Raw genomic sequence first — 24,299 nt, forward strand, 5'->3', positions numbered from 1 at the left:
GCGGCCCTCCCCACGGGGCTGGTCGTCATGCGGCGGCCCTCCCGGTCGCTGCGGCCATCACGGTTTCCTCGGTCGCGTCGGAGCGCGGGATCTCGGCGGTGATCCGGCCCTCGTGCATCACCAGCACGCGGTCGGCCATGCCGAGGATCTCGGGCAGGTCGGAGGAGATCATCAGGACGGCGACCCCGTCGGCCGCCAGCTCGCCGAGAAGCCGGTGGACCTCGGCCTTCGTCCCGACGTCGATGCCCCGGGTCGGCTCGTCGACGATCAGCACCCGCGGCCCGGTCGCCAGCCATTTGGCGAGGACCACCTTCTGCTGGTTGCCGCCGGAGAGCGTGTTGACGGTGTCGGCGATCCGGGCGTACTTCACCTGGAGCCTCACCGCCCAGTCGAGGGAGCGGCTGCGCTCGGCGCCGCGGTTCACGAGACCGGCCCGGGCGGTCGTGCGCAGTCCGGTCAGGCCGATGTTGCGCTCGATGGACATGTCCATCACCAGGCCCTGGGCGCGGCGGTCCTCGGGGACCAGGGCGAGTCCGGCGGCCATCGCGGTGGAGGGGGCGCCGTTCGTCAGTCTGCGGCCCCGCACCTCCACCTCCCCCGCGTCCCAGCGGTCGACGCCGAACACGGCCCGCGCGACCTCGGTCCGGCCGGCGCCGACCAGTCCGGCCAGGCCCACGATCTCGCCGGCGCGGACCTCGAAGGAGACGTCGGTGAAGACGCCCTCGCGGGTCAGCCGCCGTACCGAGAGCGCGACTTCACCCGCCGGGACGTCCTGCTTGGGGTACAGCTCGTCCAGGTCGCGGCCGACCATCCGGCGCACCAGGTCGTCCTCGGTCATGCCCTCGACGGGCTCGCTGGCGATCCGGGCGCCGTCCCGCAGGGTGGTGACCCGGCCGCAGATCCGGAAGATCTCCTCCAGCCGGTGGGAGATGAAGAGCACGGCGGCGCCGTTCTCGCGCAGGGTGCGCACGACACCGAAGAGGCGGGCGACCTCGCTGCCGGTGAGGGCCGCCGTCGGCTCGTCCATGATCAGGACCCGGGCGTCGAAGGAGAGCGCCTTGGCGATCTCCACGATCTGCTGGTCCGCGATCGACAGGCCGCGGGCCGGGCGGTCGGGGTCGAGTGCGACGCCGAGCCGCTTCATCAGGGCGGCGGTGGCCGCGCGGGTGGCCTTGTGGTCGATCCGGCCGAGCGCGCGCCGGGGCTGACGGCCCATGAAGATGTTCTCGGCGATCGAGAGGTCGGGGAAGAGCGTGGGTTCCTGGTAGATGACGGCGATCCCGGCGTCGCGGGCGTCGCCGGGGCCGTGGAAGACGACGGGCTCGCCGTCGAGCAGCACCTGGCCGGCGTCCGGTCGGTGCACCCCGGCGAGGGTCTTGATCAGCGTCGACTTGCCCGCGCCGTTCTCGCCGGCGAGGGCGTGCACCTCGCCGGGAAACAGCTCCAGGGAGACGTCCCGCAGGGCGCGGACGGCGCCGAAGGACTTGGAGACGTCCTTCAGTGCCAGCACCGGGGCCGGTCCCGTGTCGGACGGGTGGGTCATGGAGGCTCCTCGACGACACCCGCGTGGCGGTCGGCACCGACCCCACGGCGTCGTGAAAGGTTTCAACTGGATTGCCGGGACCGTAGGCACCACGGGCATGTCACGTCAATGGGTCCGTGTCGAAAAGTTTCCCTGATCCCCGGTCACGACTGGGTTACGGACAATCGGGTCGGCCGGAGTGCTTGACACTCCCCCGGAGGGCTCATACTTTGCCGTTCTGAATCGTTTCACCGCTCGGACTCCAGGAGCTCCCACGTGACCGACCTCGCCGCGGTGAAGACCGCGCTGAAGACCCAGGCCGTCGAGACGCCGTCGTGGGCGTACGGAAACTCGGGGACCCGTTTCAAGGTGTTCGCCCAGCAGGGCGTGCCGCGCACGGTGAAGGAGAAGCTGGACGACGCGGCCCAGGTCCACGCGGTGACCGGGATCGCGCCGACGGTGGCCCTGCACATCCCCTGGGACACGGTGGACGACTACGCGGACCTGGCCGAGCACGCCGAGAAGCGGGGGCTCGGGCTGGGGACGGTCAACTCCAACACCTTCCAGGACGACGCCTACCGGCTGGGCAGCGTCTGCCATCCGGACCCGGCGGTGCGCCGCAAGGCCGTCGGTCATCTGCTGGACTGCGTCGACATCATGGACGCGACGGGCTCGCGCGATCTGAAGCTGTGGTTCGCGGACGGCACCAACTATCCCGGGCAGGACGACATCCGGGCCCGCCAGGACCGGCTCGCGGAAGCGCTGGCACAGGTGTACGCGCGCCTCGGCGAGGGGCAGCGGATGCTGCTGGAGTACAAGCTGTTCGAGCCGGCCTTCTACACGACCGACGTGCCGGACTGGGGCACCGCCTACGCGCACTGCCTCAAACTGGGCCCGAAGGCACAGGTGGTGGTCGACACCGGGCACCACGCGCCGGGCACCAACATCGAGTTCATCGTGGCCACGCTGCTGCGGGAGCGGAAGCTCGGCGGCTTCGACTTCAACTCGCGGTTCTACGCGGACGACGACCTGATGGTCGGGGCGGCGGACCCGTTCCAGCTGTTCCGGATCATGTGCGAGGTCGTGGGCGGCGGCGGACTCACCTCCGAGGTGGCCTTCATGCTCGACCAGTGCCACAACATCGAGGCGAAGATCCCGGCGATCATCCGCTCCGTGATGAACGTGCAGGAGGCCACCGCGAAGGCCCTGCTGGTGGACCGCGAGGCCCTGGCCGCCGCCCAGACCGCCGGGGACGTGCTCGGCGCGAACGCCGTGCTCATGGACGCGTACGACACGGACGTGCGCCCGCTGCTGCGCGAGGTGCGGGACGAGATGGGACTGGACCCCGACCCGCTCGCGGCGTACCGCCGGTCCGGATGGGCCGAGCGGATCGTCGCCGAGCGGGTGGGCGGGCAGCAGGCGGGGTGGGGTGCGTGAGCGTCCGCCGGGACGTGTGAGTCGCGGACCCCGGGTCCGCCGCGGCCGGTCACGCCCGCGCGGCGGGGCCGCACATCGCCACAGCCCCGCGTCCTCGACGGACGCGTCCTTCCGCCGTACATCGAGACATCAGGAACCCTCATGACCAGCCATCCCGAAGCGGCCGCTCTCCTGTCCCGTTCCCATCGGCTCGGCGCCGATCCGCGGAACACCAACTACGCCGGCGGGAACACCTCCGCCAAGGGCACCGGCACCGATCCCGTCACCGGCGGCGACGTCGAACTGATGTGGGTGAAGGGGTCCGGCGGGGATCTCGGCACCCTCACCGGGTCCGGTCTCGCCGTGCTGCGGCTCGACCGGCTCCGGGCGCTCGCCGGCGTCTATCCGGGCGTCGAGCGCGAGGACGAGATGGTCGGCGCCTTCGACTACTGCCTGCACGGCAGGGGCGGGGCCGCGCCCTCCATCGACACCGCGATGCACGGGCTCGTGGACGCCCCGCACGTCGACCACCTCCACCCGGACTCCGGGATCGCGCTGGCCTGCGCCGCCGACGGCGAGAAACTGACCGCGGAGTGCTTCGGGGACACGGTGGTGTGGGTGCCGTGGCGGCGGCCCGGTTTCCAGCTGGGGCTGGACATCGCGGCCGTGCAGGCCGCCCACCCGGAGGCGATCGGCTGCGTCCTGGGCGGCCACGGGATCACCGCCTGGGGCGCCACCTCCGAGGAGTGCGAACGCAACTCGCTGCACATCATCCGCACCGCCGAGGCCTTCCTCACCGAGCGCGGCAGGGCGGAGCCCTTCGGGCCCGTCGTCGAGGGGTACGGCGCGCTCCCGGAGGCCGGGCGGCGGGAGCGGGCGGCCGCCCTCGCGCCGTACGTCCGTGCCGTCGCCTCCCAGGACCGTGCGCAGGTCGGGCACTTCACCGACTCCGAGACGGTCCTCGACTTCCTGGCCCGATCCGAGCATCCGCGTCTCGCGGCGCTGGGCACCTCGTGCCCGGACCACTTCCTGCGGACGAAGGTACGGCCGCTCGTCCTCGACCTGCCGCCCACCGCGCCCCTCGACGAGGCCGTCGCCCGGCTGCGGGAGCTGCACACGGCGTACCGCGAGGAGTACGCGGCCTACTACCGGCGGCACGCCCTGCCCGACTCCCCCGCCATGCGCGGCGCCGATCCGGCGATCGTCCTGGTGCCCGGCGTCGGCATGTTCAGCTTCGGCAAGGACAAGCAGACGGCCCGGGTCGCGGGCGAGTTCTACGTCAACGCGGTCAACGTGATGCGCGGTGCAGAGTCGGTGTCGTCGTACGCGCCGATCGAGGAGTCGGAGAAGTTCCGCATCGAGTACTGGGCGCTGGAGGAGGCCAAGCTCCGGCGGATGCCCGCCCCCAAGGCCCTGGCGACCCGGGTGGCCCTGGTGACGGGGGCCGGCAGCGGGATCGGCAGGGCGATCGCGCACCGGCTCGTCGCCGAAGGCGCCTGCGTCGTCGTGGCCGATCTCGACGCCGAGCGTGCCGCCGCCGTCACGGAGGAACTCGGCGGGTCCGACCGGGCCGTCGCCGTCACCGTCGACGTGACCGACGAGGAGCAGATCGCCGCCGCCTTCCGGGCGGCCGTCCTGGCCTTCGGCGGGGTCGACCTCGTCGTCAACAACGCCGGGATCTCCCTGTCCAAGCCGCTGCTGGAGACGTCGGCGAGGGACTGGGACCTCCAGCACGCCATCATGGCCCGCGGCTCCTTCCTGGTGTCACGGGAGGCGGCCCGGGTGATGACCGCCCAGGGCCTTGGCGGCGACATCGTCTACATCGCCTCCAAGAACGCCGTGTTCGCCGGGCCGAACAACATCGCCTACTCGGCCGCCAAGGCCGACCAGGCGCATCAGGTGCGGCTGCTCGCGGCGGAGCTGGGCGAGCACGGCATCCGGGTCAACGGGGTCAACCCCGACGGCGTGGTGCGGGGTTCGGGCATCTTCGCGGGCGGCTGGGGAGCGCAGCGGGCCGCCGTGTACGGGGTGGAGGAGGCGAAGCTGGGCGAGTTCTACGCGCGGCGGACCATCCTCAAGCGGGAGGTGCTGCCCGAGCACGTGGCCAACGCGGTGTTCGCGCTGACGGGCGGGGAGCTGACCCACACCACCGGGCTGCACGTGCCCGTCGACGCGGGTGTGGCGGCCGCGTTCCTGCGATGACCGGCCCGAAGTCCTACGCCGCGGTCGACCTCGGCGCGTCCAGCGGACGGGTCATGGTTGGCCGGGTGGGGCCGGACTCGCTGGAGCTGACCGAGGCGCACCGGTTCGCGAACCAGCCCGTCCGGCTGCCGGAGGGACTGCGCTGGGACGTACTCGCGCTGTACGCGGGGGTGTTGGCGGGGCTGCGGGCCGCGGGGCAGGTGGACTCCGTCGGGATCGACAGCTGGGCCGTGGACTACGGGCTGCTGGACGCCGACGGCGCGCTGCTCGGCAATCCGGTGCACTACCGCGACGCCCGCACGGAAGGCGTCGCCGAGAAGCTGTGGGCGACCCTGCCGGCGGCGGAGCTGTACGCCAACACCGGACTCCAGTACGCGCCCTTCAACACCCTGTACCAACTGGTGGCGGCCCGGTCGAGCGCCCAGTTCGCCCGCGCCGAGCGGCTGTTGCTCGTCCCCGACCTGCTGTCGTACTGGCTGACCGGCGAACAGGGCACCGAGCTGACCAACGCCTCCACCACCCAGCTGATCGACCCCCGCACACGAAGCTGGTCAGCCGAGGTGGCGGACCGGGCGGGGATCGACCTCGGGCTGTTCGCGCCGCTGCGGCGGCCCGGGGACCCGGCCGGACTGCTGCGTCCCGAGGTGCTGGAGGAGGCGGGGCTCACCGGACCGGTGCCGGTGACCGCCGTCGGCTCGCACGACACCGCCTCGGCGGTGGCCGCCGTACCGGCCGCCGGTGAACGGTTCGCGTACATCTGCACCGGCACCTGGTCGCTGGCGGGCCTCGAACTGGCCGCGCCCGTGCTGACCGAGGAGAGCCGGGCCGCCAACTTCACCAACGAACTGGGCCTGGACGGCACGGTCCGCTACCTGCGCAACATCATGGGGCTGTGGCTGTTGCAGGAGTGCGTGCGGACCTGGGGCGGCCCGGAGCTGGGCGGCCTGCTGCGGGACGCGGCGGCCGTGCCGGCCCTGCGTTCGGTGGTGGACGCGGGGAACGCGGAGTTCCTGGCCCCGGGCCGGATGCCGGAGCGGATCGGCGAGGCGTGCCGGGCATCCGGGCAGCCGGTGCCGGGGACCCCCGGTGAGATCACCCGGTGCATCCTCGACTCCCTGGCGCTCGCCCACCGCCGGGCGGTCAGCGACGCCCAGCGGCTCGCCGACCACCCGGTGGACACGGTGTACGTGGTGGGCGGCGGCGCCCGCAACACGCTGCTCTGCCAGCTCACCGCCGACGCCTGCGGGCTGCCGGTGGTGGCCGGCCCCGCGGAGGCGGCCGCCTTCGGCAACGTCCTGGTCCAGGCCCGCGCCCACGGCCTGGCCGGCGACCTCGCCGGCATGCGCCGGCTCCTCGCCAGGACGCAGCCCCTCGCCCGCTACGAGCCCCGCGGCGACACCGCCCGCTGGGCCGCCGCCGAGACACGACTCGCCACCCGGTGAAGCGGGGCTCCCGCGCATCGCACCGGCCCACTACCCTGCACTCATCGGATGATCGACCTCTAGGAGCCGCGATGCGTGTCGCCTTGTTCCTGACCTGCGTCAACGACACGTTGTATCCGGACACCGGCCGTGCGGTAGTGAAGCTGCTGTCCAGGCTGGGTGTGGAGGTCGATTTCCCGATGGGCCAGACGTGCTGCGGGCAGGCGCACTACAACACCGGCTACCGGCATCAGGCGGAGCCCTTGGCCCGGCACTTCTCCGATGTCTTCGGGGAGTACGAGGCGATCGTGACGCCGTCGGGGTCGTGCGGGGCGATGGTGCGGGAGCTGTATCCGCGGCTGGGTGAACGGGCGAGGGCGGAGGGCCGGGGCGGGGAGCTCGCGGCCGTGCTGGCGCCGGTGGTGCCGAAGACGTACGAGCTGACCGAGTTCCTGGTGGACGTCCTCGGGGTGACGGACGTGGGCGCCTGGTACCCGCACCGGGTGACCTATCACCCGACCTGTCACGGCCTGCGGAGTCTGGGGCTGGGAGACCGGCCGCGGCGGCTGCTGGAGGCGGTGCGGGGGCTGGACCTCGTGGAGTTGCCGGGCGCCGAGGAGTGCTGCGGGTTCGGCGGGACGTTCGCGGTCAAGAACGCGGACGTGTCGGCGGCGATGGGCGCCGACAAGGTCCGCAACGCGGAGTCGACGGGCGCGCGGGTGCTGTGCGCGGCGGACAACTCCTGCCTCATGCACATCGGCGGGACGATGACCCGGCTCGGGACGGCCATGCGGCCGGTGCACCTCGCGGAGATCCTGGCGAGCACCGAGGAGGAGCCGGCGGCATGAGCGGAACCTATCTGGGGATGCCGGCCTTCCCGCAGGCCGCGCACGAGGCCGTCAACGACCCTGTGCTGCGCGGGAATCTGCGCCATGCCACGCACACCATCCGGGCCAAGCGGGCCCGGGCCGTCGCCGAGCTGTCCGACTGGGACGCGCTGCGCGAGGCGGGCCGACAGATCAAGGACCACACACTCCGTCACCTCGACCGCTACCTGGTCCGGTTGGAGGAGGCCGTGACGGCGGCCGGCGGCACGGTCCACTGGGCCGCCGACGCCGAGGAGGCCAACCGGATCGTGACGGACCTGGTCAAGGAGACCGGTGAGACCGAGGTCGTCAAGGTCAAGTCGATGGCCACGCAGGAGATCGGGCTGAACGAGGCCCTGGAGGCCGCGGGAATCCGGGCCTACGAGACCGATCTCGCCGAGCTGATCGTGCAGTTGGGCAAGGACCGGCCCTCGCACATCCTGGTCCCGGCGATCCACCGCAACCGGGGCGAGATCCGGGACATCTTCCGGCGTGAGATGGGCAGTTGGGGCCGCCCCGCGCCCGACGGCCTCACCGACACCCCGGCCGAGCTCGCCGAGGCGGCCCGGCTGCACCTGCGCGAGAAGTTCCTGCGCGCCAAGGTCGGGGTCTCGGGCGCCAACTTCATGGTCGCCGAGACCGGCACCCTGGTGGTCGTCGAGTCCGAGGGCAACGGCCGGATGTGCCTCACCCTCCCCGAGACGCTGATCTCGGTCGTCGGCATCGAGAAGATCGTCCCGACCTGGCGGGACCTGGAGGTCTTCCTGCAGACCCTCCCCCGTTCCTCGACCGCCGAACGGATGAACCCGTACACCTCGACGTGGACCGGCACCACCGACGGGGACGGCCCGCGCACGTTCCATCTGGTGCTCCTCGACAACGGCCGCACCGACACCCTCGCCGACGAGGTCGGCCGCCAGGCGCTGCGCTGCATCCGCTGTTCCGCCTGCCTCAACGTCTGCCCGGTGTACGAGCGGGCCGGCGGGCACGCCTACGGCTCGGTCTACCCCGGTCCGATCGGCGCGATCCTCAGCCCGCAGCTGCGCGGGACGGCGAGCGCGATCGACGCCTCGCTGCCGTACGCGTCGTCGCTGTGCGGGGCCTGCTACGAGGTGTGCCCGGTCGCCATCGACATCCCGGAGGTGCTGGTGCACCTGCGGGAGCGGGTCGTGGAGGGCGGTGCGGCGGTCCGCGGCGGGAACAAGGTCCTGCTCAAGCCCGCCAGGGGACACGCGGCCGAACGGGCGGCGATGCGCGCGGCCCGCTGGGCGTTCGCGCACCCGGCCGCCCTGCGCGCGGGCCAGCGGCTCGCCTCCCGCAGCCGTCGCCTCCACCCGCGTACGCTGCCGGGTCCCGGCCGGGCGTGGACCGGGACGCGGGACCTGCCGGCCGTACCGGCGGAGCCGTTCCGGGACTGGTGGCAGCGGACGAACGGCGGAAAGGACGACGCCAAGTGAGCAGCAGGGAAAGGATCCTGGGCCGGGTGCGGCGCGCGCTGGCCGACGTGCCGGACACGGAGACACCGATCGAGCGGACCTATCTGCGCGAGCACGGACAGCGCGGCGATACCGGGACGGTGGATCTGCTGGCGGAGAACCTCGCAGACTACCGTGCCCTCGTCCACCGATGCACGGAATCCGAACTGCCGGATCTGATCGCCCGGTTGCTCGCCACCCGCGGGTCGCGGCGGGTGCTGGTGCCTGCCGCGCTGCCGCCGGAGTGGCTGCCGGCGGCCGGGCCCGAACGGGTCCCCGACCGGGCGACCGACACGGCACACGACCTGGACGCCGTGGACAGCGTCGTCACCGGATGCGCGCTGGCCGTCGCCGAGACCGGCACGATCGTCCTGGACGGCGGCCCCGACCAGGGCCGCCGCCGCATCACCCTCGTCCCCGACCACCACATCTGCGTCGTCCGGACTCCCGACCAGGTCGTCTCCTCCGTACCGCAGGCACTCGAACGCCTCGACCCCGCGCGCCCGTTGACCTGGATCTCCGGGCCCTCCGCGACCAGCGACATCGAACTGGACCGGGTCGAGGGGGTGCACGGCCCGCGCACGCTGGAGGTGGTGCTCGTCGGCGCCGGGCGGACGGACGCCGAGCCGGCCCCGTAGACCTGCCGCCGCTTCGGCGCGCGGGCCGCAAAGGGCGCGGCTAGCGTGAGGGAATGATCCGGTTCGAGCAGGTCAGCAAGCGGTATCCGGACGGCACGACCGCCGTGGACGGCCTCTCCTTCGAGGTCCGCGAGGGTGAACTCGTCACTCTCGTGGGTCCGTCCGGCTGCGGCAAGACCACCACGATGATGATGGTCAACCGGCTCATCGAACCGACCTCCGGCCGGATCCTGGTGGACGGCGAGGACATCGCGGGCGTCGACCCGGTCCGGCTGCGCCGCCGGATCGGGTACGTCATCCAGCAGGTGGGCCTGTTCCCGCACCGCACCGTCCTCGACAACACCGCGACCGTCCCGGCGCTGCTCGGCTGGAAGCGGGCCAGGGCCCGGGAGCGCGCCGCCGAACTGCTCGACCTGGTGGGTCTGGACCCGGGGACGTTCGGTCCGCGCTATCCGGACCAGCTCTCCGGCGGCCAGCGGCAGCGGGTCGGGGTGGCCCGCGCGCTCGCCGCCGATCCTCCGGTGCTCCTGATGGACGAGCCGTTCGGCGCCGTCGACCCGGTGGTGCGGGAGCAGTTGCAGGACGAGTTCCTCCGGATGCAGGCGGCCGTGCGCAAGACGGTGCTGCTGGTCACCCATGACATCGAGGAGGCGGTGCGGCTCGGCGACCGGATCGCGGTGTACGGGCAGGGCCGCATCGAGCAGTACGACACGCCGGGTGCGGTGCTGGGGACGCCCGCCACGCCGTACGTCGCCGGGTTCGTGGGCGCCAACCGCGGGCTGAAACGGCTGTCGGTGACCGAGATCCAGCCGGACGACCTGGAGCAGCCGCCGGTCGCCCGCCCGGCCGAGTCCGCGCAGAGCGCGGCGGCGCGGTTGCGGGCCGAGGGGGCGCGGTGGGCGGTGGTCCTGGACGAACGGGGCGACCTGCACGGCTGGGTGGGAGGGGAGGAGCTGGCGGCGGGCGGGACCGTCGGGGACCTGGCACACCGGATGACCGCGTGGGTACCGGTCGGCGCCCCGCTGAAGCAGGCGTTCGGTGTGATGCTCCAGTACGACGCGGGATGGGTCGCGGTCCTGGACGGCTCGCGCTTCCTCGGCGTGCTCACCCCGGCCAAGCTGCACGAGGCGCTGCGCCGTTCGGTGGACGCGGACGCGCGGGGTGTCGCACGCGGCCAGGTCCCGTTCGACTCGGTCTCCGACGCCTGACCTTTTCCCGTCCCCCGGTCTCCGACGCCTGGCCGCCCGTCGTCCGGCGGGCGGTCAGCTGTACGTCACGGGGCAGCCGCGGCGCAGTGAGTGCTGGGCGGCCCGCAGGTACAGCGCGACGGAGAAGGCGGTGTCCAGGTCCTCGGCCCACGGGCCGGGACGGGCGGCGGCGGTCTTCTCGGCCTCGCCCTCCAGGAACCACGTCGTCAGGTCGAGGTTGTCGCACGCCTCGGGTAGCGCGTTCGACGAGGAGGAGGGCGGCCGGGGCGCCGTCGCCTCGGCCCTCGACGAGGAACTGGTGCGCCGCGGGTCCCCCGCCGCGACACTCACCAGATGGATCCCCATGGCCCGGAACGTACCGCCCGGCACGGACAACGCGCCCCGGACCTCACTTCAGCAGGCCCTTGTCCCGCAGGTACGTCCGGGCCACGTCCTGGGCCAGCCGCCGCCAGCCGTCGACCTGCTGGTTCATGGCGGCCAGGTCGGCCGTGGTCAGGACGTCGTTGAGCTTGCCGAGCGCCTTCGTGGCGCCCTCGCCGCCGGCCCGCGCGCGGTTGACGACCGGGACGACGTAGTCGGCGTTCTGCAGGTGCTTGTCGTCGGCGAGCAGGACCAGGCCGAACTGGCCGAGGGTCGCGTCCGTGGTGGTGGTCAGCACCATCTGGTCCTGGCCGCTCTGCACGGCCCGCTTGGCCTGGGTGGTGCCGACGCCCTTCGGGTCGATGCCGGTGATGTCGATCCCGTAGACCTTCTTCAGTCCCGGTTCGCAGTACGGCCGTTGCACGCACTCGTCGCCCGCGGCCAGCCGTACCGGCAGGCCCGAGGCGCCGAGGTCGCCGAGTGTTCTGAGGTGGTGCTCCCGGGCGAAGGCGGCGGTGACCGCGAAGGCGTTCTGGTCGACCGCACGTCCCGGGTCCAGGACGGTGAGGCCGCGGGGTGCGGCGAGGCGGCGCAGTGCCTTCATCGTGGCGTCGAGGTCGGGCGAGCCGACGGGCGGGGCGTCGGGGCCGTTGGCCTTGGCGTTGAGCCAGTCGGCGAACGTGGCCGCGTACTCCGGGACGACGTCGATCTGCCCGGACTCCAGGGCGGGTTCGTAGATCTCCCGGTTGGCCACGGTGATCAGGGAGGTCCGGTAGCCGGCCTGGTTCAGCAACTGGGCGTACATCTGGGCGAGCAGGTCGCTCTCGGTGAAGCCGGCCGAGCCGACGGTCAGGTGCCGGCTGTCGCCCGGCGGTGCGGTCACCTCGCCGCGGTTCTCCAGGGAGGGGCCGGTGGTGCAGGCGGTGAGGGTGAGCAGCAGCGCGGCCGGTACCGCCGTACGGGACCTCACCGCGCGCCCCGTGCCCAGGCCGGGCCGAGCCGTTCGACGAGTTCGAAGACGCCCTCCACGACCAGCGCGAAGGCGGCGACCAGGATCGCGCCGGCGACCACCTGGGGGGTGCTGGCCAGATTGAACCCGGCGGTGATGATCCGGCCGAGGCCTCCGCCGCCCGCCAGTGCCGCGATGGTCGCCGTGGCCACGAGCTGCACGGCGGCGATCCGCACGCCGTTGAGGAGCAGGGGCAGGGAGAGCGGCAGTTCGACGCGGAACAGCATCTGCCGGCCGGTCATCCCCATGCCGCGGGCCGCCCGGACGACGCTCCGGTCGACCTCGCGCATGCCGACGTAGGCGTTGGTGAGCAGCGGCGGTACGGCGAACAGCACGAGGGCCACCACCGTGGGGCCCTCGCCCCAGCGGCCGACCGGGGTGAGGAGCAGCAGGACCAGGACGGCGAAGGTGGGGACGGCACGGCCGACGTTGGAGATGTTCACGGCGAGCGCGCCGCCCCTGCCGAGATGGCCGAGGACGAGTGCGACCGGCAGGGCGACGGCGCAGCTGATGACGAGGCAGACGGCGGTGAGGACGAGGTGCTGGAGCAGCCGGTGGCCGATCCCGTCGTCGCCGGCCCAGTGCGCGGCGTCGGTGAGCCAGTCCCAGGCGTCGGAGAGCGTGGTCATGCGCGGGCCGCCCGGGACCACGGGGTGAGCAGCCGCTGCACGCCGAGCAGCAGCAGGTCGGCGGCGACGGCGATGACCACGCACAGGACGGAGGCGGTGAGCACCTGGGCCTTGAAGTAGGTGTTCATGCCGGCGTAGATCAGGTTGCCGAGTCCGCCGAAGCCGACGATCGCGCCGACGGTGACCAAGGAGACCGCCGAGACGGTGGCGATGCGCAGTCCGGCCATCGCGGCGGGCAGGGCGAGCGGCAGTTCGACGGTGAGCAGGAGGCGGACCGGTCCGTAGCCCATGCCGCGGGCGGCCTGCCGGGTCTCCTCGGGAACGGCGCGCAGGCCCGCCAGGATGTTCCGGACGAGCAGGGTGAGCGAGTAGAGGACCAGTCCGGCGATCACGAGGGTGGCGGAGAGGCCGTAGAGGGGCAGGAGCAGGGAGAACATCGCCAGGGACGGGATGGTGTAGAGGATCGTCGTGACGCCGAGGACGGGCGCGGCGGACCAGCGCCAGCGGCGGGCCAGCACGGCCAGCGGGACGGCGATGGCGAGGCCGATGAGCACCGAGACGACGGTGAGCCGCAGGTGCTGGCCGACCGCGTCGAGGAGGATCTGGCGGCGGCTGCTCAGGTAGGCCCCGCAGATCCACTCGTTGCGCGCGAGGCAGTCGTCGGGCGGCGCGGTCACGCGTCCATTGCATCGGCCGGGCCGCGTCCCGGCACGTTGTGCTGACCCGTCCGGGGGCGCGAACCGGCGACAGCCCTGGCGGGCGCCGCCTTCCGGGGCTCGCGTCGGCGTCGGCCGACGGCCCCCGCGTCCCGGCTCGCCGACCGGGCCCTACGCCCTCGACACCGCGACCGGGGCCCGGCCGCGGTGTCGAGGGCGGCCGCGCGGGGGGGGTTACGCCATTCCGCCGGCGTCCATCAGCGCCGCCGCCGTTCCCGCGGCCAGGCCGTCGTCCAGGTGCTCGATGCGGGCGCCGGCCCGCGCGCTGGCGCCGTCGAAGACCAGCATCAACTGCCGGGCGAGGACGGCCGGGTCCGCGGCGCCGCCCTGGCCGGCCTGCTCACGGAAGAAGCCCTCCAGCCGGTCCTTGACGTCCCGGGCCACCCTGCTCGCCGGGTGCGCGGGATCCTTCAGCTCGACCAGGACGGCGAGGTACGGACAGCCCTGGTAGCCGGGGGTCGCGGAGCCCTTCGCCAGCCGCTCGAAGACGTACAGGACCCGCTCCCGCGGCGTGGCCGGCGCGCCCGCGCCGTCGGCGGGCGTGAGCTGGGCCTCGTACCAGGGCCTGCGCCGCTCCAGGCTGGCGGCCAGCATCTCGTCCTTGCTGTCGAAGAGCTGGTACATCGAGCGCTTGGACACGCCGGCCGACCGGCACAGCGCCTCGACGCCGACGGAGACGCCGTCGCGGTAGAAGAGCTCGGCGGCCGCTTCGAGCAGCCGGTCACGGGGTGACGCCTTGTCGGTGGTGGCCATGACCCCGAGGTTACCGCGCGACCGCCCACGGGGAAACCGATCGGTCTACAGGGTGGCAGGAGAGGTGAACAAGCGCTTAGATAGGAGCCGGAACCGCTCACGACCCTGATCAGCCGGAGGCCCCGTTGTTCACTTCCGTCGACGACGTCTCCGCCCGGCTCGCGGAGACCGGCTACCTCGCCTCCCCCGCCGTCGCCACCACCGTCTTCCTGGCCGACCGGCTCGGCAAGCCGCTCCTCGTCGAGGGACCCGCCGGGGTCGGCAAGACGGAGCTGGCGAAGGCCGTCGCGACGGTCGCCGGGGCCGAGCTGATACGGCTGCAGTGCTATGAGGGCGTGGACGAGTCCCGCGCGCTGTACGAGTGGAACCACGCCAAGCAGCTGCTGCGCATCAGCGCCGGCCGGGACGAGACCTGGGACGAGGCGCGCACCGACATCTTCAGCGAGGAGTTCCTGCTCCCGCGCCCGCTGCTCACCGCGATCCGGGGCGACGATCCGAAGGTGCTGCTGATCGACGAGACCGACAAGGCCGACGTCGAGGTGGAGGGCCTGCTCCTTGAGGTGCTCAGCGACTTCCAGGTGACCGTCCCGGAACTGGGCACGGTCACCGCCACCCGCCGCCCGTTCGTGGTGCTCACCTCGAACGCCAGCCGCGAGCTGTCCGAGGCGCTGCGCCGCCGCTGCCTGTTCCTGCACATCGGGTTCCCCGACGAGGAGCTGGAGCGCCGGATCGTCCGGCTGAAGGTGCCGCGGCTCACCGAGGCGCTGACCGAGTCCGTCGTCCGCGTGGTCGGCGCGCTGCGGGCGATGGACCTGCGCAAGGTGCCGTCGGTCGCGGAGACGATCGACTGGGCGCGCACCCTGCTGGCGCTGGGCGCCGACACGCTCGACGAGCAGGTCGTACGGGACTCCCTGGGCGTGGTCCTCAAGCACCAGGACGACATCCAGAAGGCGGCCGCCAAACTGGACCTGGACGCGCTGTGAGCACGGCGTCCGACGCTCCCGCCGACCTCGCAGGCCGGCTCACCGGCCTGGTGGGCGCGCTGCGTTCGCACGGGGTGCGGGTGGGCACCGGGGAGACCGTGGACGCGGGCCTGGCGGTGGCGGAGCTGGGCCTGGCGGACCGGGAGCTGCTGCGCGAGGGACTGGCCGCGACCCTGCTGCACACCACCGGCCAGCGGGCCGTGTTCGACCAGGTCTTCGACCTCTACTTCCCGCGCGGAGTGGGCGGCCCGGACACCGGGCCCGCGGACCGCGACGCCGTACGGGAACGGCTCGCGGCCGCGCTGGCCGACGACGACACCGCGCTGCTGCGGCAGCTGGCCGCGCAGGCGGTGGACGGCTTCGGCGGCTACGGGGGCCCGTCGGGCTCGGACGGCTGGTCGTCGTACCAGACGCTGGACCGGCTGCGGCCGCAGACGCTGCTGGCGCGGGTGCGGGCGGACGTCCGGGCGCGGGGCACGGATCCCGGGTTCACGGACCGGCTGCTGGACGACGAGATACGGCGGCGGATCGAGACGTTCCGGGGCATGGTCGCGGCGGAGGCCCGGCGCCGGGTGGCCGAGCGGCGCGGCCGGGACGAGATCGCCCGGCGCGCGGTGCCGCCGAGCGCCGACCGGGTGGACTTCCTGTTCGCCGGACGCGATCAGCTCACCGAACTGCGCAGGGCCGTCCAGCCGCTGGCCCGCAAGCTGGCGACCCGGCTGGCCGCGCGCCGCCGCCGGGCCGCACGGGGCACCATCGACCTGCGGCGCACCCTGCGCGGCTCCCTGTCCACGGGCGGGGTGCCGATGCGGCCGGTGCTGCGCAGGCGCCAGCCGGTCCGGCCCGAACTGGTCCTGCTGTGCGACGTGTCGGGCTCGGTGTCGGGGTTCTCCGACTTCACGATGCTGCTGGTGCAGGCGTTGCACGACCAGTTCAGCAAGATCAGGGTCTTCGCCTTCGTCAACCGCATCGACGAGGTGACCGGCCTGCTCGAACATGGCAGGGCGGACCCGGAGGGACTCGGCGCCCGGATCCGCGCCGAGGCGACGCTCACCGGGTGGCACGGCAGCAGCGACTACGGCGTCTCGCTGGGCGAGTTCGCGGAGCGGTACGGCGCCGCGGTCGGCCCGCGCAGCACGGTGTTCGTGCTCGGGGACGCCCGCACCAACAACCTCGACCCGAACCTCGCGGCCGTCCGCCGGATCTCCGAACAGGCCCGCCGCGTCTACTGGTTGAACCCGGAGGCGCGCTCCCTGTGGGGTACCGGCGACTCGGCGGCACCCGACTACGCCGAACTGGTCGAGATGCACGAGTGCCGTACGGCCCGTCAGCTCGCCTCCCTCGTCATGCGGTTGCTGCCGGTCTGACTCCCGGTCCCCCGCGCGGGAGCGTGGACTACGCGCCCGGGTGGGCGAGTTCGATGTCGTGGCCGTGGACGTCCGCACCGGAGACCCGCACTCCGGCGGCGTGCGGCGGGTAGCCGGTCGCGATCACCGTGTACGCCCCGGCGTCCAGGTCGGAGAAGGCGTACGCGCCGTCCCGGCCGGTGGTGGCCGTGGCGACGACGTTGCCCGCGACGTCCACGAGTGTGACCCGGGCGTCGCCCAGCGGCCCTCCGCCGCCCCGTACCGTGCCGCGCACGTGGGCGCCGGGCCGCAGCTCGACGTCGACGCGGGTGGTGCCGGTCGCGGCGATCTCCACGGGCAGGGCGAGCGGGCGGTGCTTGGGCGAGCTGACGGCGAGGGTCACGGTGCCCGGCACCAGGTCCCCGATCGCGAACTCCCCGATCCCGTCGGTCTCCCGGCCGGCGAGCACGTCGCCGCGCACGTCGGTGACGACCACCACGGCTCCGGCGACCGGTGCTCCGCCGTCCGCGGCCCGCACCAGCCCGGACAGGCCGCTGGTGCCGCTGAGCAGCACGTCGTAGGCGACCGGCCCGGTGCCCACCACCAGGGTGGTGGCCTGCGGGCGGCACCCGTCGGCGGAGGCGATGAGGACGTACGTCCCCTCCCCGGGCGCGCCCACCGCGTAGCGGCCCTCGGCGTCCGCGACCGCGCGGCCGAGCCGGCGGCCGCCGAGGGAGATCAGCGTGACAGCGGCCCGGCCGACGCCGGTCCCGTCGGCGCCGCGCACCCGCCCGCGCACCTGGACACCGTCGTCGGTGACGTCGACGGTCACCGTCGCCGGGTCCGCCCCTGCCGTCGGCGCGGTCACCGGCGACCCGGCCGCCGGCCCGGCGAGGTCAGCCGCCGGCCGCTCGCGGCGCGGGATGAACGCGGCCACCAGCAGCGCGAGCAGGGCCGCCCCGGAGCCGGACGCCATGACGACCTTGAAGCCGTTCTCGGAGGGCACGGTGACGCCGCCGAAGACGTTCGTCATCTGGGCCAGGATCACGCCGGCCACCGCACTCGCGGTCGACGTGCCGATCGACCGCATCAGGGTGTTGAGGCTGTTGGCGGCGGCCGTCTCGTGCGGGTCGACGGCGCCCATGATGAGCGCGGGCATCGCGCCGTAGGCGAACCCGATCCCGGCGCCGACGACGCAGGAGACCAGGACGAGCTGCCAGACGGCGTCCATCAGCACGATGTTGAGCCCGTACCCGGCGGCCACGATCACCGCGCCGCACATCAAGGTGATCTTCGGGCCGAAGTTCTTGGAGACGAGGGCCGACAGCGGCGCCGTCGCCATCATGACCAGGCCGGTCGGTGCCATCACCAGGCCCGCGTCGAGCAGCGACCTGCCCAGCCCGTAGCCGGCCGCCTCAGGCAACTGCAGGAGCTGCGGAAGCACCAGGGACATCGCGAACATGGAGAACCCGAAGGTGACCGAGGCGAGGTTCGTCACCAGGACCTGACGGCGGGCGGTGGTGCGCAGGTCGACCAGCGGCTGCCGGGTGCGCAGTTCGTAGGAGCCCCAGGCGACCAGGATCACCACGGCGGCCCCGAACAGGCCCAGCGTGGTGCCGCTGCCCCAGCCCCAGTCGGCACCCTTGGAGATGCCGAGCAGGAGACTGACCAGGCCCGCTGCCATACCGACGGCGCCGGGCAGGTCGAACCGGCCGCCGGTGCGCACCTTGGACTCCGGCACCAGCGCCACGACCAGCACGGCGGCGACGACGCCGAGCGCGGCCGAGGTCCAGAACAGCACGTGCCAGTCGAAGTGGTCCGCGATCAGCGCGGCGGCGGGCATGCCGAGCGCGCCGCCGACGCCGAGCGAGGCGCTCATCAGCGCGGTGGCCGAGCCGAGCCGTTCGGCGGGGAGTTCGTCGCGCATGATGCTGATGCCGAGCGGGATCACGCCCGAGGCCAGGCCCTGGAGCGCGCGGCCCACGATCATCGGTACGAGGGTGTCGCTGAACGCGGCGGTGACCGAACCGGCGACCAGCATGACCATGCTGGTCAGCAGCATCAGCCGCTTGCCGTACATGTCGCCGAGCCGTCCCATGACGGGCGTGGCGACGGCGGCGGCGAGCAGGGTGGCGGTAACGGCCCAGGCCGCGTCGGAGGCGGAGGCGTCGAGCAGTTTCGGCAGCTCGGGCACGACGGGGATCACGAGGGTCTGCATCAGCGAGACCACGATCCCGCCGAAGGCCAGCACCGCGACGACTGCACTCGCCCGCGGCGCCGCGGGCTCCCCCGCCGTGGCCGACGAGGGCTGTGCGTGGGACATGGTCGAGCCTCCGTAGGGCCGTCCGACTCTGCACGACCCCCAGAATGTAAGTCACTTGATTTACTTGAGCAAGCAGAGTCGCGCGCCGCCCACGGACCTCGCACCGCCCCGAAGTCCCCTCCATTGAGGGCGAGTTGCCCAGAGACGGCGACCCGGCACCGGCAACCAGGTACGCCCCTGCCGCCGGCCGGCCGGCCACCGGCGAGGTGAAGGACGGGTTCCGCATCGCCGGTCGAGCGCTCGGCAACCGGGACCTTATGGGGCTAAGTTGGGCGGCATGAGCAACCTTGACCGGGCGCCCGTCCCGAGCGTGTGCGGTGGCCGCGGATTCGTCGTCGCCGAACCCGTCCGCGAGCTGCTGAGTCCCCGCCACGTCCAACTCGGCGAGTCGACCGAGGTGCGCCGGCTGCTGCCGAACCTCGGCCGCCGCATGATCGGCGCCTGGGCGTTCGTCGACCACTACGGCCCCGACGACATCGCCGACGAGCCCGGGATGCAGGTCCCGCCGCACCCGCACATCGGGCTGCAGACGGTCAGCTGGCTCCACCAGGGCGAGGTGCTGCACCGCGACTCGACCGGCAGCCTGCAGACCATCCGTCCGCGCGAGCTCGGGCTGATGACCTCGGGCCGGGCGATCAGCCACTCCGAGGAGAGCCCCAGGTCGCACGCCCGGTACCTGCACGGCGCCCAGCTCTGGGTCGCGCTGCCCGACTCCGACCGGCACGTCGAGCCGAAGTTCGAGCACCACCCCGACCTGCCGACCGTCACCGCGCCCGGCCTCACCGCGACGGTCATCCTCGGCTCCCTCGACGGCGCCGCCTCGCCCGGCACGACGTTCACCCCGATCGTCGGCGCCGACCTGGCCCTCGACCGCGGGGCGGATCTGCGCCTGCCTCTGGAACCGGACTTCGAGTACGGCGTGCTGGCGATGTCCGGCGAGGTGAACGTCGACGGCGTCCCGGTGCTCCCGGGCTCGATGCTCTACCTCGGCTGCGGCCGCACCGAACTGCCGCTGCGCGCGGAGTCGGACGCGTCGGTGATGCTCCTGGGCGGCGAGCCGTTCGAGGAGGAGCTCATCATGTGGTGGAACTTCGTCGCCCGCACCCAGCAGGAGATCGAGCAGGCGCGCGAGGACTGGGCGAGCGGGTCGCGCTTCGGCGAGGTGAAGGGGTACGACGGGGCGCCGCTGCACGCACCATCGCTGCCCGAGACCCCCCTCAAACCACGGGGACGAACCCGCTGAGCAGGCAAGACACCGGCTTCCGACGTCAGGCGGCCACAATCGTCATCCGACCTTTCACACCATGACGTTCACTGACGAAAGTCCCTTCGGAGGCCTGCACACGAGCGCCTCCGAGGGGCTTCCCGATTCCACGGTGTGGGCATCTGGGGGCATCTTTGCCAGGACGAATGCTGACCCGACGCTGACTTTACTGACGAGTAATCAGGTCCACTCGTAGCGGCAAGCCCCACCCCGCCGCGGCTCGACAGCCGAGTGCCGACGGATGGGTGCGCCCACGGGACGGGGTATCCCCCAAGAGGACGACGTCTCCCGCAGGGCAGCGGTGAACCACTTGACCGAGCTGTTGTGCAGGCTCCACAAAAAAATAAGAAACTGGTTGCCGTGGTGCGGGAATCAGCACGCTTCTGGCCGCAACGCCCGCCCAGTACGGCCTCTGTGCTGGTAAGCGAGCCGGACGAGACTGGCAGGGATAGCCAAGACGGCGATGGTGAGCCCGATCGCGACCCCTATGACGTCGCGACGGACGAGGCGCTGGCCCGCGGAGATCAGGTACTGCTGCTGGCCATCGACCTTCTCGATCTGGAGAACCATCGCGTATTCGGGACCTTGGGCGCGACCGTGGCCGGCGACCGCCTCTTCTGCAGTCAACGCCACCTCACCACCTACCGGCCCGAGCCCAGCGACGATGCGGAACCCCTGGAGGCGACCGGGTCCCTGACGGAGGTGGGCCGCATCGCCGCTAACTGGTTCGACGAAATCGTACGCCGCCCCGTCATCGGTCCCGTCGGCCACGGCATCGGCGCGCAGGTAGTTCTGCTCGACCCAGAACAGCTGGTCGCGGGAGTGGCCGGGTTCGTCCTCGGAGACCATCGCCTGTATCCCGATGTTGCATGCCTCGCTGACCAGAACCGCCGCCAGCGAGACGATCACGTGCTCGGCGCGGCTGCCGGCTTCCGAGACGTGGTGGAAGTGGTTCAGGAACGCGGTCCAGGCATGGACTTCGAGGAGGAGTTCGGGGAGGTCGATGGTGGGGATGCGGACGTCGACGGCTTCACGCAGGTCTTTGAGGCTGGCCGGTTATGTGAGCTTGTCCAGTCCGGTGAGGACGAGGTGGTCGCGCAGTCTGCCGTTCTCGGTGCGCTGCTCGATGCGGACGTGCGGGTTGTTGGCGAGGCCGACGGCCAGGCGCCGGTAGTCGTCGTCGAGTTCCCGGCACCAACGGCGCACGTCGACCCAGGGCTTTGCGGACAGGCCGAGGCTGCGGCACACCCGGGGGCGGGCGTTTCCCCAGGCAGCGTCCTGGAGCAGGGCCTTGCGGGGGTCGCCCCACTTGTCCAGGCCGGGCACGAACACGTCGTGGCGGCGCAGCGCGCCGCGCAGGGCGTCGGCGGTGCCCACGATCCAGGCGTGCTTGTCAACGCCGCCAGCGTGTTCGCCCTTGGTTGGGAACACCCGGGTCTGCCAGGTGGGTCCGAGGTGGCCGGTGGGGACGGAGGGGAACACGCTCTGGCGGCTCTTGGCCAGAGTCCGCTCCAGCTTCGACAGGAACGCTAGAGCCTCCATCAGGGGGCCTGCCTCTTCGACCCCCTCCAGGCCGAGATGTTTGGCTAGGCGCCGCAGGGGCTGGTTGATGGTGCGGTAGCGGGCGGTCAGTTCGGCGGCGACGGTCTCGGCCTCGGGCCGGGCGAGTTCGCCGACGGTGCGGGCGGCCTGGTGCATGGCGGTGATGTCGAGCAGGTCGAAGCCGCCGCGGACGTCCTGCTCGGGGTCGGCGGCGGAGTGGCTGAGGGTGATCCACGCCTCGCGCAGCATCAGGGCGGCGGCGTCCAGGTCGCCCAGGGTGCGCATGCGCTGCTTGGCGGCCAGGTTCGCGGAGGTGCGGGCCAGGTCGGACATCAGCATGTCCAAGACCTCGATGGCCTCGTCCGCGGAGCGGGTGCGCATCGCGGCGGCGAACGCCACCAGTGTGGCCGTCCTGCGGGGTTCGGCGAGGTCGGCGACCGCCTTGGGGCGGACCGAGGAGGCGTAGCGGGACAGCGCGTTCAGGCGGCCGGCGGGGATCGCGGCCAGGTCCCAGCCGGCGGCTCCGAGTTTGTTGAGCTCGATGAACCAGTCGATGGCCTTGCCCGCGCCGGGGCCAGTGATGTCGTGTGGGGAGCGGCGCAGCCGGTCCAGCTTGGAGGTGCGGCGGCTGTCCTCAACCGACAGCAGCCCGGCCAGGGCGGCGCGCTGGACGGCGTCGGGTTGGGCGGCCAGGGTGCGCCAGGTCTTGCGGTTGGTGTGCTCGCGAATGGAGGTGACCATGCGTTCGAGGATGGTGGCGCTGGGCAACAGCACCTTGTTCTCGACCAGGTGCAGGGTGGCGAGGTCGAACAGGGCGATGGGGCGCTCGTTGCCCGACCAGCACCGGTCCCACAGCCAGCGGGCCAGCTTCCACCAGGCGTCGCCCATCAGATCCCGGTAGCCGTAGGCGTCCTTGATGGCGTCTCTGTGGTCCCGGCGGGTGCGCTCGGCGCCGTACCCGGCGAGCACGGACGGGGAGTGGCCGAGCTGGTCGGCGACGTACTCGACGACTTCCGCGGGCGCGTCCTCGGGGTTGTCCAGGAAAGTTCCGAGGAACCGTACGGTGCCGAGCTGGAGGGCGTAGCCGAGCTGCGACCTCGCACCACGGCAGGCCATCGCCCGCCGCCGCGCGGTGCGGTCCAGGAGGAAGTAGCCGGCCAGCTGCCCCTCGTCCGGTACGGCGGTGAACGTGCCGTAGTTGCGGCGTTGTTCGTCGGTCAGGAATGCCACCGGCCCGCCTCTCCCCATCGCTTCCCCTGCTGTGACGGCGCTCACCTTAAGTCACATGATTGGCAGAGACGGAACAAGGGGCAGCGGGGGCTGACGGCGGTCACCGGCCCACGGAACGGGCGGTGTTATCCAGGCCGTTGGTGATGGACTACACAACAGCAAATCTTGCTGGGTCGAGGTTTGACCGACGGTCCCTACGCTTTCGGTAGCCAACTGCGTCGCGCAGCGTGTACCCCAGCCTGGAAGCGGCTCCGGGCGTCCAGCCGGTCCATGAGATCCGTGGCGATACGGCGCGCTGTACGCGGCGATACCCCTAGTCGTTTGGCAATCGCCTCATCGGTGAACCCTTCGGCGAGTAGCTCGAGCGCGCTGCGGTACTGCGGAGTGACACCGTGGGAGTCGGGTCCCTGCGGAGTGCCGAGCGGCTGGCCTGCTGCCCATGTGCTCTCGAAAAGGGCACACAGGGCGGTCAGAGTGCCGCCCCCGGTCAACACCACCGCTCCCTGGGAGCTGTCGTCGCCATCGATCGCGATGACGGCGGTGGCACGGTCAATGATGATCATCCGGGTAGGAAGTACCGGAACGGTGCGCACCTCAGCACCATGCTCCGCCAGCCAATGCGCATGCTCCACCGTCGCCGAGTCCCTGCGTACGCTGTCCAGATACAGGGTGCGCATACGGATGCCACGGTCCAGCAGCCGCTGGTTAAGCGGTCGTGAGGCGCTCATGTTCTCCTGAGTCTGCGGTCCGCCTGGTGCGAACGCCAGTACCTCTTGTTCGACTTGCTCCGCCAGCATGGACAGTCGGTGCCGGACTTCATGAGGTCCGACGAGCTGCTCTGTGCCGGGATGCGAGGCGGGGAAGAGCCGGGCGTACTCTGAGATGAGGCGGGCCGCAGCAGCCCGGGATGCCTCGATCCGCCGCTGCTGTTCGGTCAACTCGGCCTGTTGGCGCGAGAGTAGAACCTCCAGGCCCATCTGTGGGTTGACCACCTCCGGAGCACCATCGGGGTCAACGGACGGGCGTATCAGCGCGAGTTCGGACAGTATGTCCAGAGCTCTCCGTACCTCTTCCTCGCCGAGGCCGAGACTGTCCGCGAGTTCCGTAATCCCTGCCTGAGGTTGCTGCAGCATGGCCAGGTAGACGGATTCGGTTGTCGTGTCTAGGCCCAGCAGTTCCAGCATGGAGTCGAGTCCCCCAGGAGCACGTCGTGGTGCGCGGTGTTTCCCGCGCTGCACGCACGATAGCTCCGTGGAGATCGTTTCGGCGTGCTGGCGACGGTATCCGAGCTGGTGGTCCGGGTGCCGGACCGGAGTCCAGACATCAGAGAGGACTCTTTAGGCAAAGGCCCGAACTGTCCACCGCACCATTCGCTCTCGTCGGCTGTGTCCGTGGA

19 protein-coding genes and 1 pseudogene are annotated in these 24,299 nt (G+C 72.1%); 10 read left to right on the top strand and 10 right to left on the bottom strand.

Features of this window, described 5'->3' with window-relative positions:
* Positions 1-25 precede the first annotated feature (25 nt).
* Positions 26-1,543: a sugar ABC transporter ATP-binding protein gene (locus tag ACIRQ9_RS38025; protein WP_404184620.1), complete on the bottom strand. Its 1,518-nt coding sequence runs from the start codon at positions 1,541-1,543 to the stop codon at positions 26-28.
* A gap of 255 nt (positions 1,544-1,798) precedes the next feature.
* On the opposite strand from ACIRQ9_RS38025, the gene rhaI reads away from it, so the two are divergent.
* The 7 genes from rhaI (at position 1,799) to ACIRQ9_RS38060 (ending at position 10,748) form a co-directional block, all read left to right on the top strand.
* The gene (rhaI, locus tag ACIRQ9_RS38030; protein WP_404184623.1) at positions 1,799-2,959 is read left to right on the top strand and encodes an L-rhamnose isomerase; all 1,161 of its coding nucleotides are present in this window, start codon (positions 1,799-1,801) and stop codon (positions 2,957-2,959) included.
* 141 nt (positions 2,960-3,100) lie between these two features.
* Positions 3,101-5,140, top strand: a complete 2,040-nt coding sequence (locus ACIRQ9_RS38035; RefSeq protein ID WP_404184626.1) for a bifunctional aldolase/short-chain dehydrogenase — start codon at positions 3,101-3,103, stop codon at positions 5,138-5,140.
* On the top strand, positions 5,137-6,582 hold the full coding sequence (locus tag ACIRQ9_RS38040; RefSeq protein WP_404184629.1) for a rhamnulokinase family protein: 1,446 nt from the start codon (positions 5,137-5,139) through the stop codon (positions 6,580-6,582). Before ACIRQ9_RS38035 ends, ACIRQ9_RS38040 begins: the two co-directional genes overlap by 4 nt.
* 71 nt (positions 6,583-6,653) lie before the next feature.
* Positions 6,654-7,409 (top strand): (Fe-S)-binding protein, encoded by a 756-nt coding sequence (locus ACIRQ9_RS38045; protein ID WP_404184632.1) that lies wholly within the window; start codon positions 6,654-6,656, stop codon positions 7,407-7,409.
* A complete protein-coding gene (locus ACIRQ9_RS38050; protein ID WP_404184635.1) occupies positions 7,406-8,884 on the top strand; it encodes a LutB/LldF family L-lactate oxidation iron-sulfur protein in 1,479 nt (492 codons plus the stop codon). The genes ACIRQ9_RS38045 and ACIRQ9_RS38050 overlap by 4 nt, the downstream gene beginning before the upstream one ends.
* A complete protein-coding gene (locus ACIRQ9_RS38055) occupies positions 8,881-9,540 on the top strand; it encodes a lactate utilization protein C (RefSeq protein ID WP_404184638.1) in 660 nt (219 codons plus the stop codon). Before ACIRQ9_RS38050 ends, ACIRQ9_RS38055 begins: the two co-directional genes overlap by 4 nt.
* A gap of 53 nt (positions 9,541-9,593) precedes the next feature.
* On the top strand, positions 9,594-10,748 hold the full coding sequence (locus ACIRQ9_RS38060) for a betaine/proline/choline family ABC transporter ATP-binding protein (RefSeq protein ID WP_404184641.1): 1,155 nt from the start codon (positions 9,594-9,596) through the stop codon (positions 10,746-10,748).
* Positions 10,749-10,802: 54 nt separating this feature from the next.
* Here the strand turns inward: ACIRQ9_RS38060 and ACIRQ9_RS38065 are convergent.
* The 5 genes and pseudogenes from ACIRQ9_RS38065 to ACIRQ9_RS38085 all read right to left on the bottom strand — a co-directional run.
* A pseudogene (locus ACIRQ9_RS38065) lies at positions 10,803-10,982 on the bottom strand (hypothetical protein); the annotation flags it as partial.
* A gap of 154 nt (positions 10,983-11,136) precedes the next feature.
* Positions 11,137-12,078: an ABC transporter substrate-binding protein gene (locus ACIRQ9_RS38070; RefSeq protein WP_404184644.1), complete on the bottom strand. Its 942-nt coding sequence runs from the start codon at positions 12,076-12,078 to the stop codon at positions 11,137-11,139.
* Positions 12,075-12,746: an ABC transporter permease gene (locus ACIRQ9_RS38075; RefSeq protein WP_404184647.1), complete on the bottom strand. Its 672-nt coding sequence runs from the start codon at positions 12,744-12,746 to the stop codon at positions 12,075-12,077. Before ACIRQ9_RS38075 ends, ACIRQ9_RS38070 begins: the two co-directional genes overlap by 4 nt.
* Positions 12,743-13,423 (bottom strand): ABC transporter permease, encoded by a 681-nt coding sequence (locus tag ACIRQ9_RS38080; protein ID WP_404184650.1) that lies wholly within the window; start codon positions 13,421-13,423, stop codon positions 12,743-12,745. Before ACIRQ9_RS38080 ends, ACIRQ9_RS38075 begins: the two co-directional genes overlap by 4 nt.
* 213 nt (positions 13,424-13,636) lie before the next feature.
* Positions 13,637-14,215 carry a TetR/AcrR family transcriptional regulator gene (locus tag ACIRQ9_RS38085; RefSeq protein ID WP_404184653.1) on the bottom strand — a complete coding sequence of 193 codons (579 nt, stop codon included), beginning with the start codon at positions 14,213-14,215 and terminating at the stop codon, positions 13,637-13,639.
* A 125-nt stretch (positions 14,216-14,340) separates the two neighbouring features.
* Here ACIRQ9_RS38085 and ACIRQ9_RS38090 point away from each other — a divergent pair, with 125 nt between their 5' ends.
* Complete coding sequence (locus ACIRQ9_RS38090) at positions 14,341-15,198, top strand: AAA family ATPase (RefSeq protein WP_404184656.1); 858 nt, start codon at positions 14,341-14,343, stop codon at positions 15,196-15,198.
* Positions 15,195-16,565, top strand: a complete 1,371-nt coding sequence (locus tag ACIRQ9_RS38095; RefSeq protein ID WP_404184659.1) for a VWA domain-containing protein — start codon at positions 15,195-15,197, stop codon at positions 16,563-16,565. The genes ACIRQ9_RS38090 and ACIRQ9_RS38095 overlap by 4 nt, the downstream gene beginning before the upstream one ends.
* 28 nt (positions 16,566-16,593) lie before the next feature.
* Here the strand turns inward: ACIRQ9_RS38095 and ACIRQ9_RS38100 are convergent, their stop codons facing one another.
* Positions 16,594-18,867 (bottom strand): MFS transporter, encoded by a 2,274-nt coding sequence (locus ACIRQ9_RS38100; protein WP_404184662.1) that lies wholly within the window; start codon positions 18,865-18,867, stop codon positions 16,594-16,596.
* 277 nt (positions 18,868-19,144) lie between these two features.
* Here ACIRQ9_RS38100 and ACIRQ9_RS38105 point away from each other — a divergent pair, with 277 nt between their 5' ends.
* On the top strand, positions 19,145-20,110 hold the full coding sequence (locus tag ACIRQ9_RS38105) for a pirin family protein (RefSeq protein ID WP_404184665.1): 966 nt from the start codon (positions 19,145-19,147) through the stop codon (positions 20,108-20,110).
* Positions 20,111-20,503: 393 nt separating this feature from the next.
* On the opposite strand, the gene ACIRQ9_RS38110 is transcribed toward ACIRQ9_RS38105, so the two are convergent.
* The 3 genes from ACIRQ9_RS38110 to ACIRQ9_RS38120 form a co-directional block, all read right to left on the bottom strand.
* Positions 20,504-21,169, bottom strand: a complete 666-nt coding sequence (locus ACIRQ9_RS38110) for a Tn3 family transposase (RefSeq protein WP_404184691.1) — start codon at positions 21,167-21,169, stop codon at positions 20,504-20,506.
* Positions 21,170-21,187: 18 nt separating this feature from the next.
* On the bottom strand, positions 21,188-22,903 hold the full coding sequence (locus ACIRQ9_RS38115) for a DUF4158 domain-containing protein (protein ID WP_404184668.1): 1,716 nt from the start codon (positions 22,901-22,903) through the stop codon (positions 21,188-21,190).
* A gap of 194 nt (positions 22,904-23,097) precedes the next feature.
* Positions 23,098-24,087 (bottom strand): helix-turn-helix domain-containing protein, encoded by a 990-nt coding sequence (locus ACIRQ9_RS38120; RefSeq protein WP_404184671.1) that lies wholly within the window; start codon positions 24,085-24,087, stop codon positions 23,098-23,100.
* Positions 24,088-24,299: the final 212 nt, after the last annotated feature.

The organism is Streptomyces sp. NPDC101237, from assembly GCF_044767465.1.
GTDB classification, from domain to species: domain Bacteria; phylum Actinomycetota; class Actinomycetes; order Streptomycetales; family Streptomycetaceae; genus Streptomyces; species Streptomyces gramineus.

Coding starts and splice junctions, on each gene's coding strand:
- ACIRQ9_RS38025 (WP_404184620.1), bottom strand. CDS start 1,543: ATGACCCACCCGTCCGACACGGGACCGGCCCCGGTGCTGGCACTGAAG.
- ACIRQ9_RS38035 (WP_404184626.1), top strand. CDS start 3,101: ATGACCAGCCATCCCGAAGCGGCCGCTCTCCTGTCCCGTTCCCATCGG.
- ACIRQ9_RS38040 (WP_404184629.1), top strand. CDS start 5,137: ATGACCGGCCCGAAGTCCTACGCCGCGGTCGACCTCGGCGCGTCCAGC.
- ACIRQ9_RS38045 (WP_404184632.1), top strand. CDS start 6,654: ATGCGTGTCGCCTTGTTCCTGACCTGCGTCAACGACACGTTGTATCCG.
- ACIRQ9_RS38050 (WP_404184635.1), top strand. CDS start 7,406: ATGAGCGGAACCTATCTGGGGATGCCGGCCTTCCCGCAGGCCGCGCAC.
- ACIRQ9_RS38060 (WP_404184641.1), top strand. CDS start 9,594: ATGATCCGGTTCGAGCAGGTCAGCAAGCGGTATCCGGACGGCACGACC.
- ACIRQ9_RS38075 (WP_404184647.1), bottom strand. CDS start 12,746: ATGACCACGCTCTCCGACGCCTGGGACTGGCTCACCGACGCCGCGCAC.
- ACIRQ9_RS38085 (WP_404184653.1), bottom strand. CDS start 14,215: ATGGCCACCACCGACAAGGCGTCACCCCGTGACCGGCTGCTCGAAGCG.
- ACIRQ9_RS38100 (WP_404184662.1), bottom strand. CDS start 18,867: ATGTCCCACGCACAGCCCTCGTCGGCCACGGCGGGGGAGCCCGCGGCG.
- ACIRQ9_RS38105 (WP_404184665.1), top strand. CDS start 19,145: ATGAGCAACCTTGACCGGGCGCCCGTCCCGAGCGTGTGCGGTGGCCGC.
- ACIRQ9_RS38120 (WP_404184671.1), bottom strand. CDS start 24,087: ATGCTGGAACTGCTGGGCCTAGACACGACAACCGAATCCGTCTACCTG.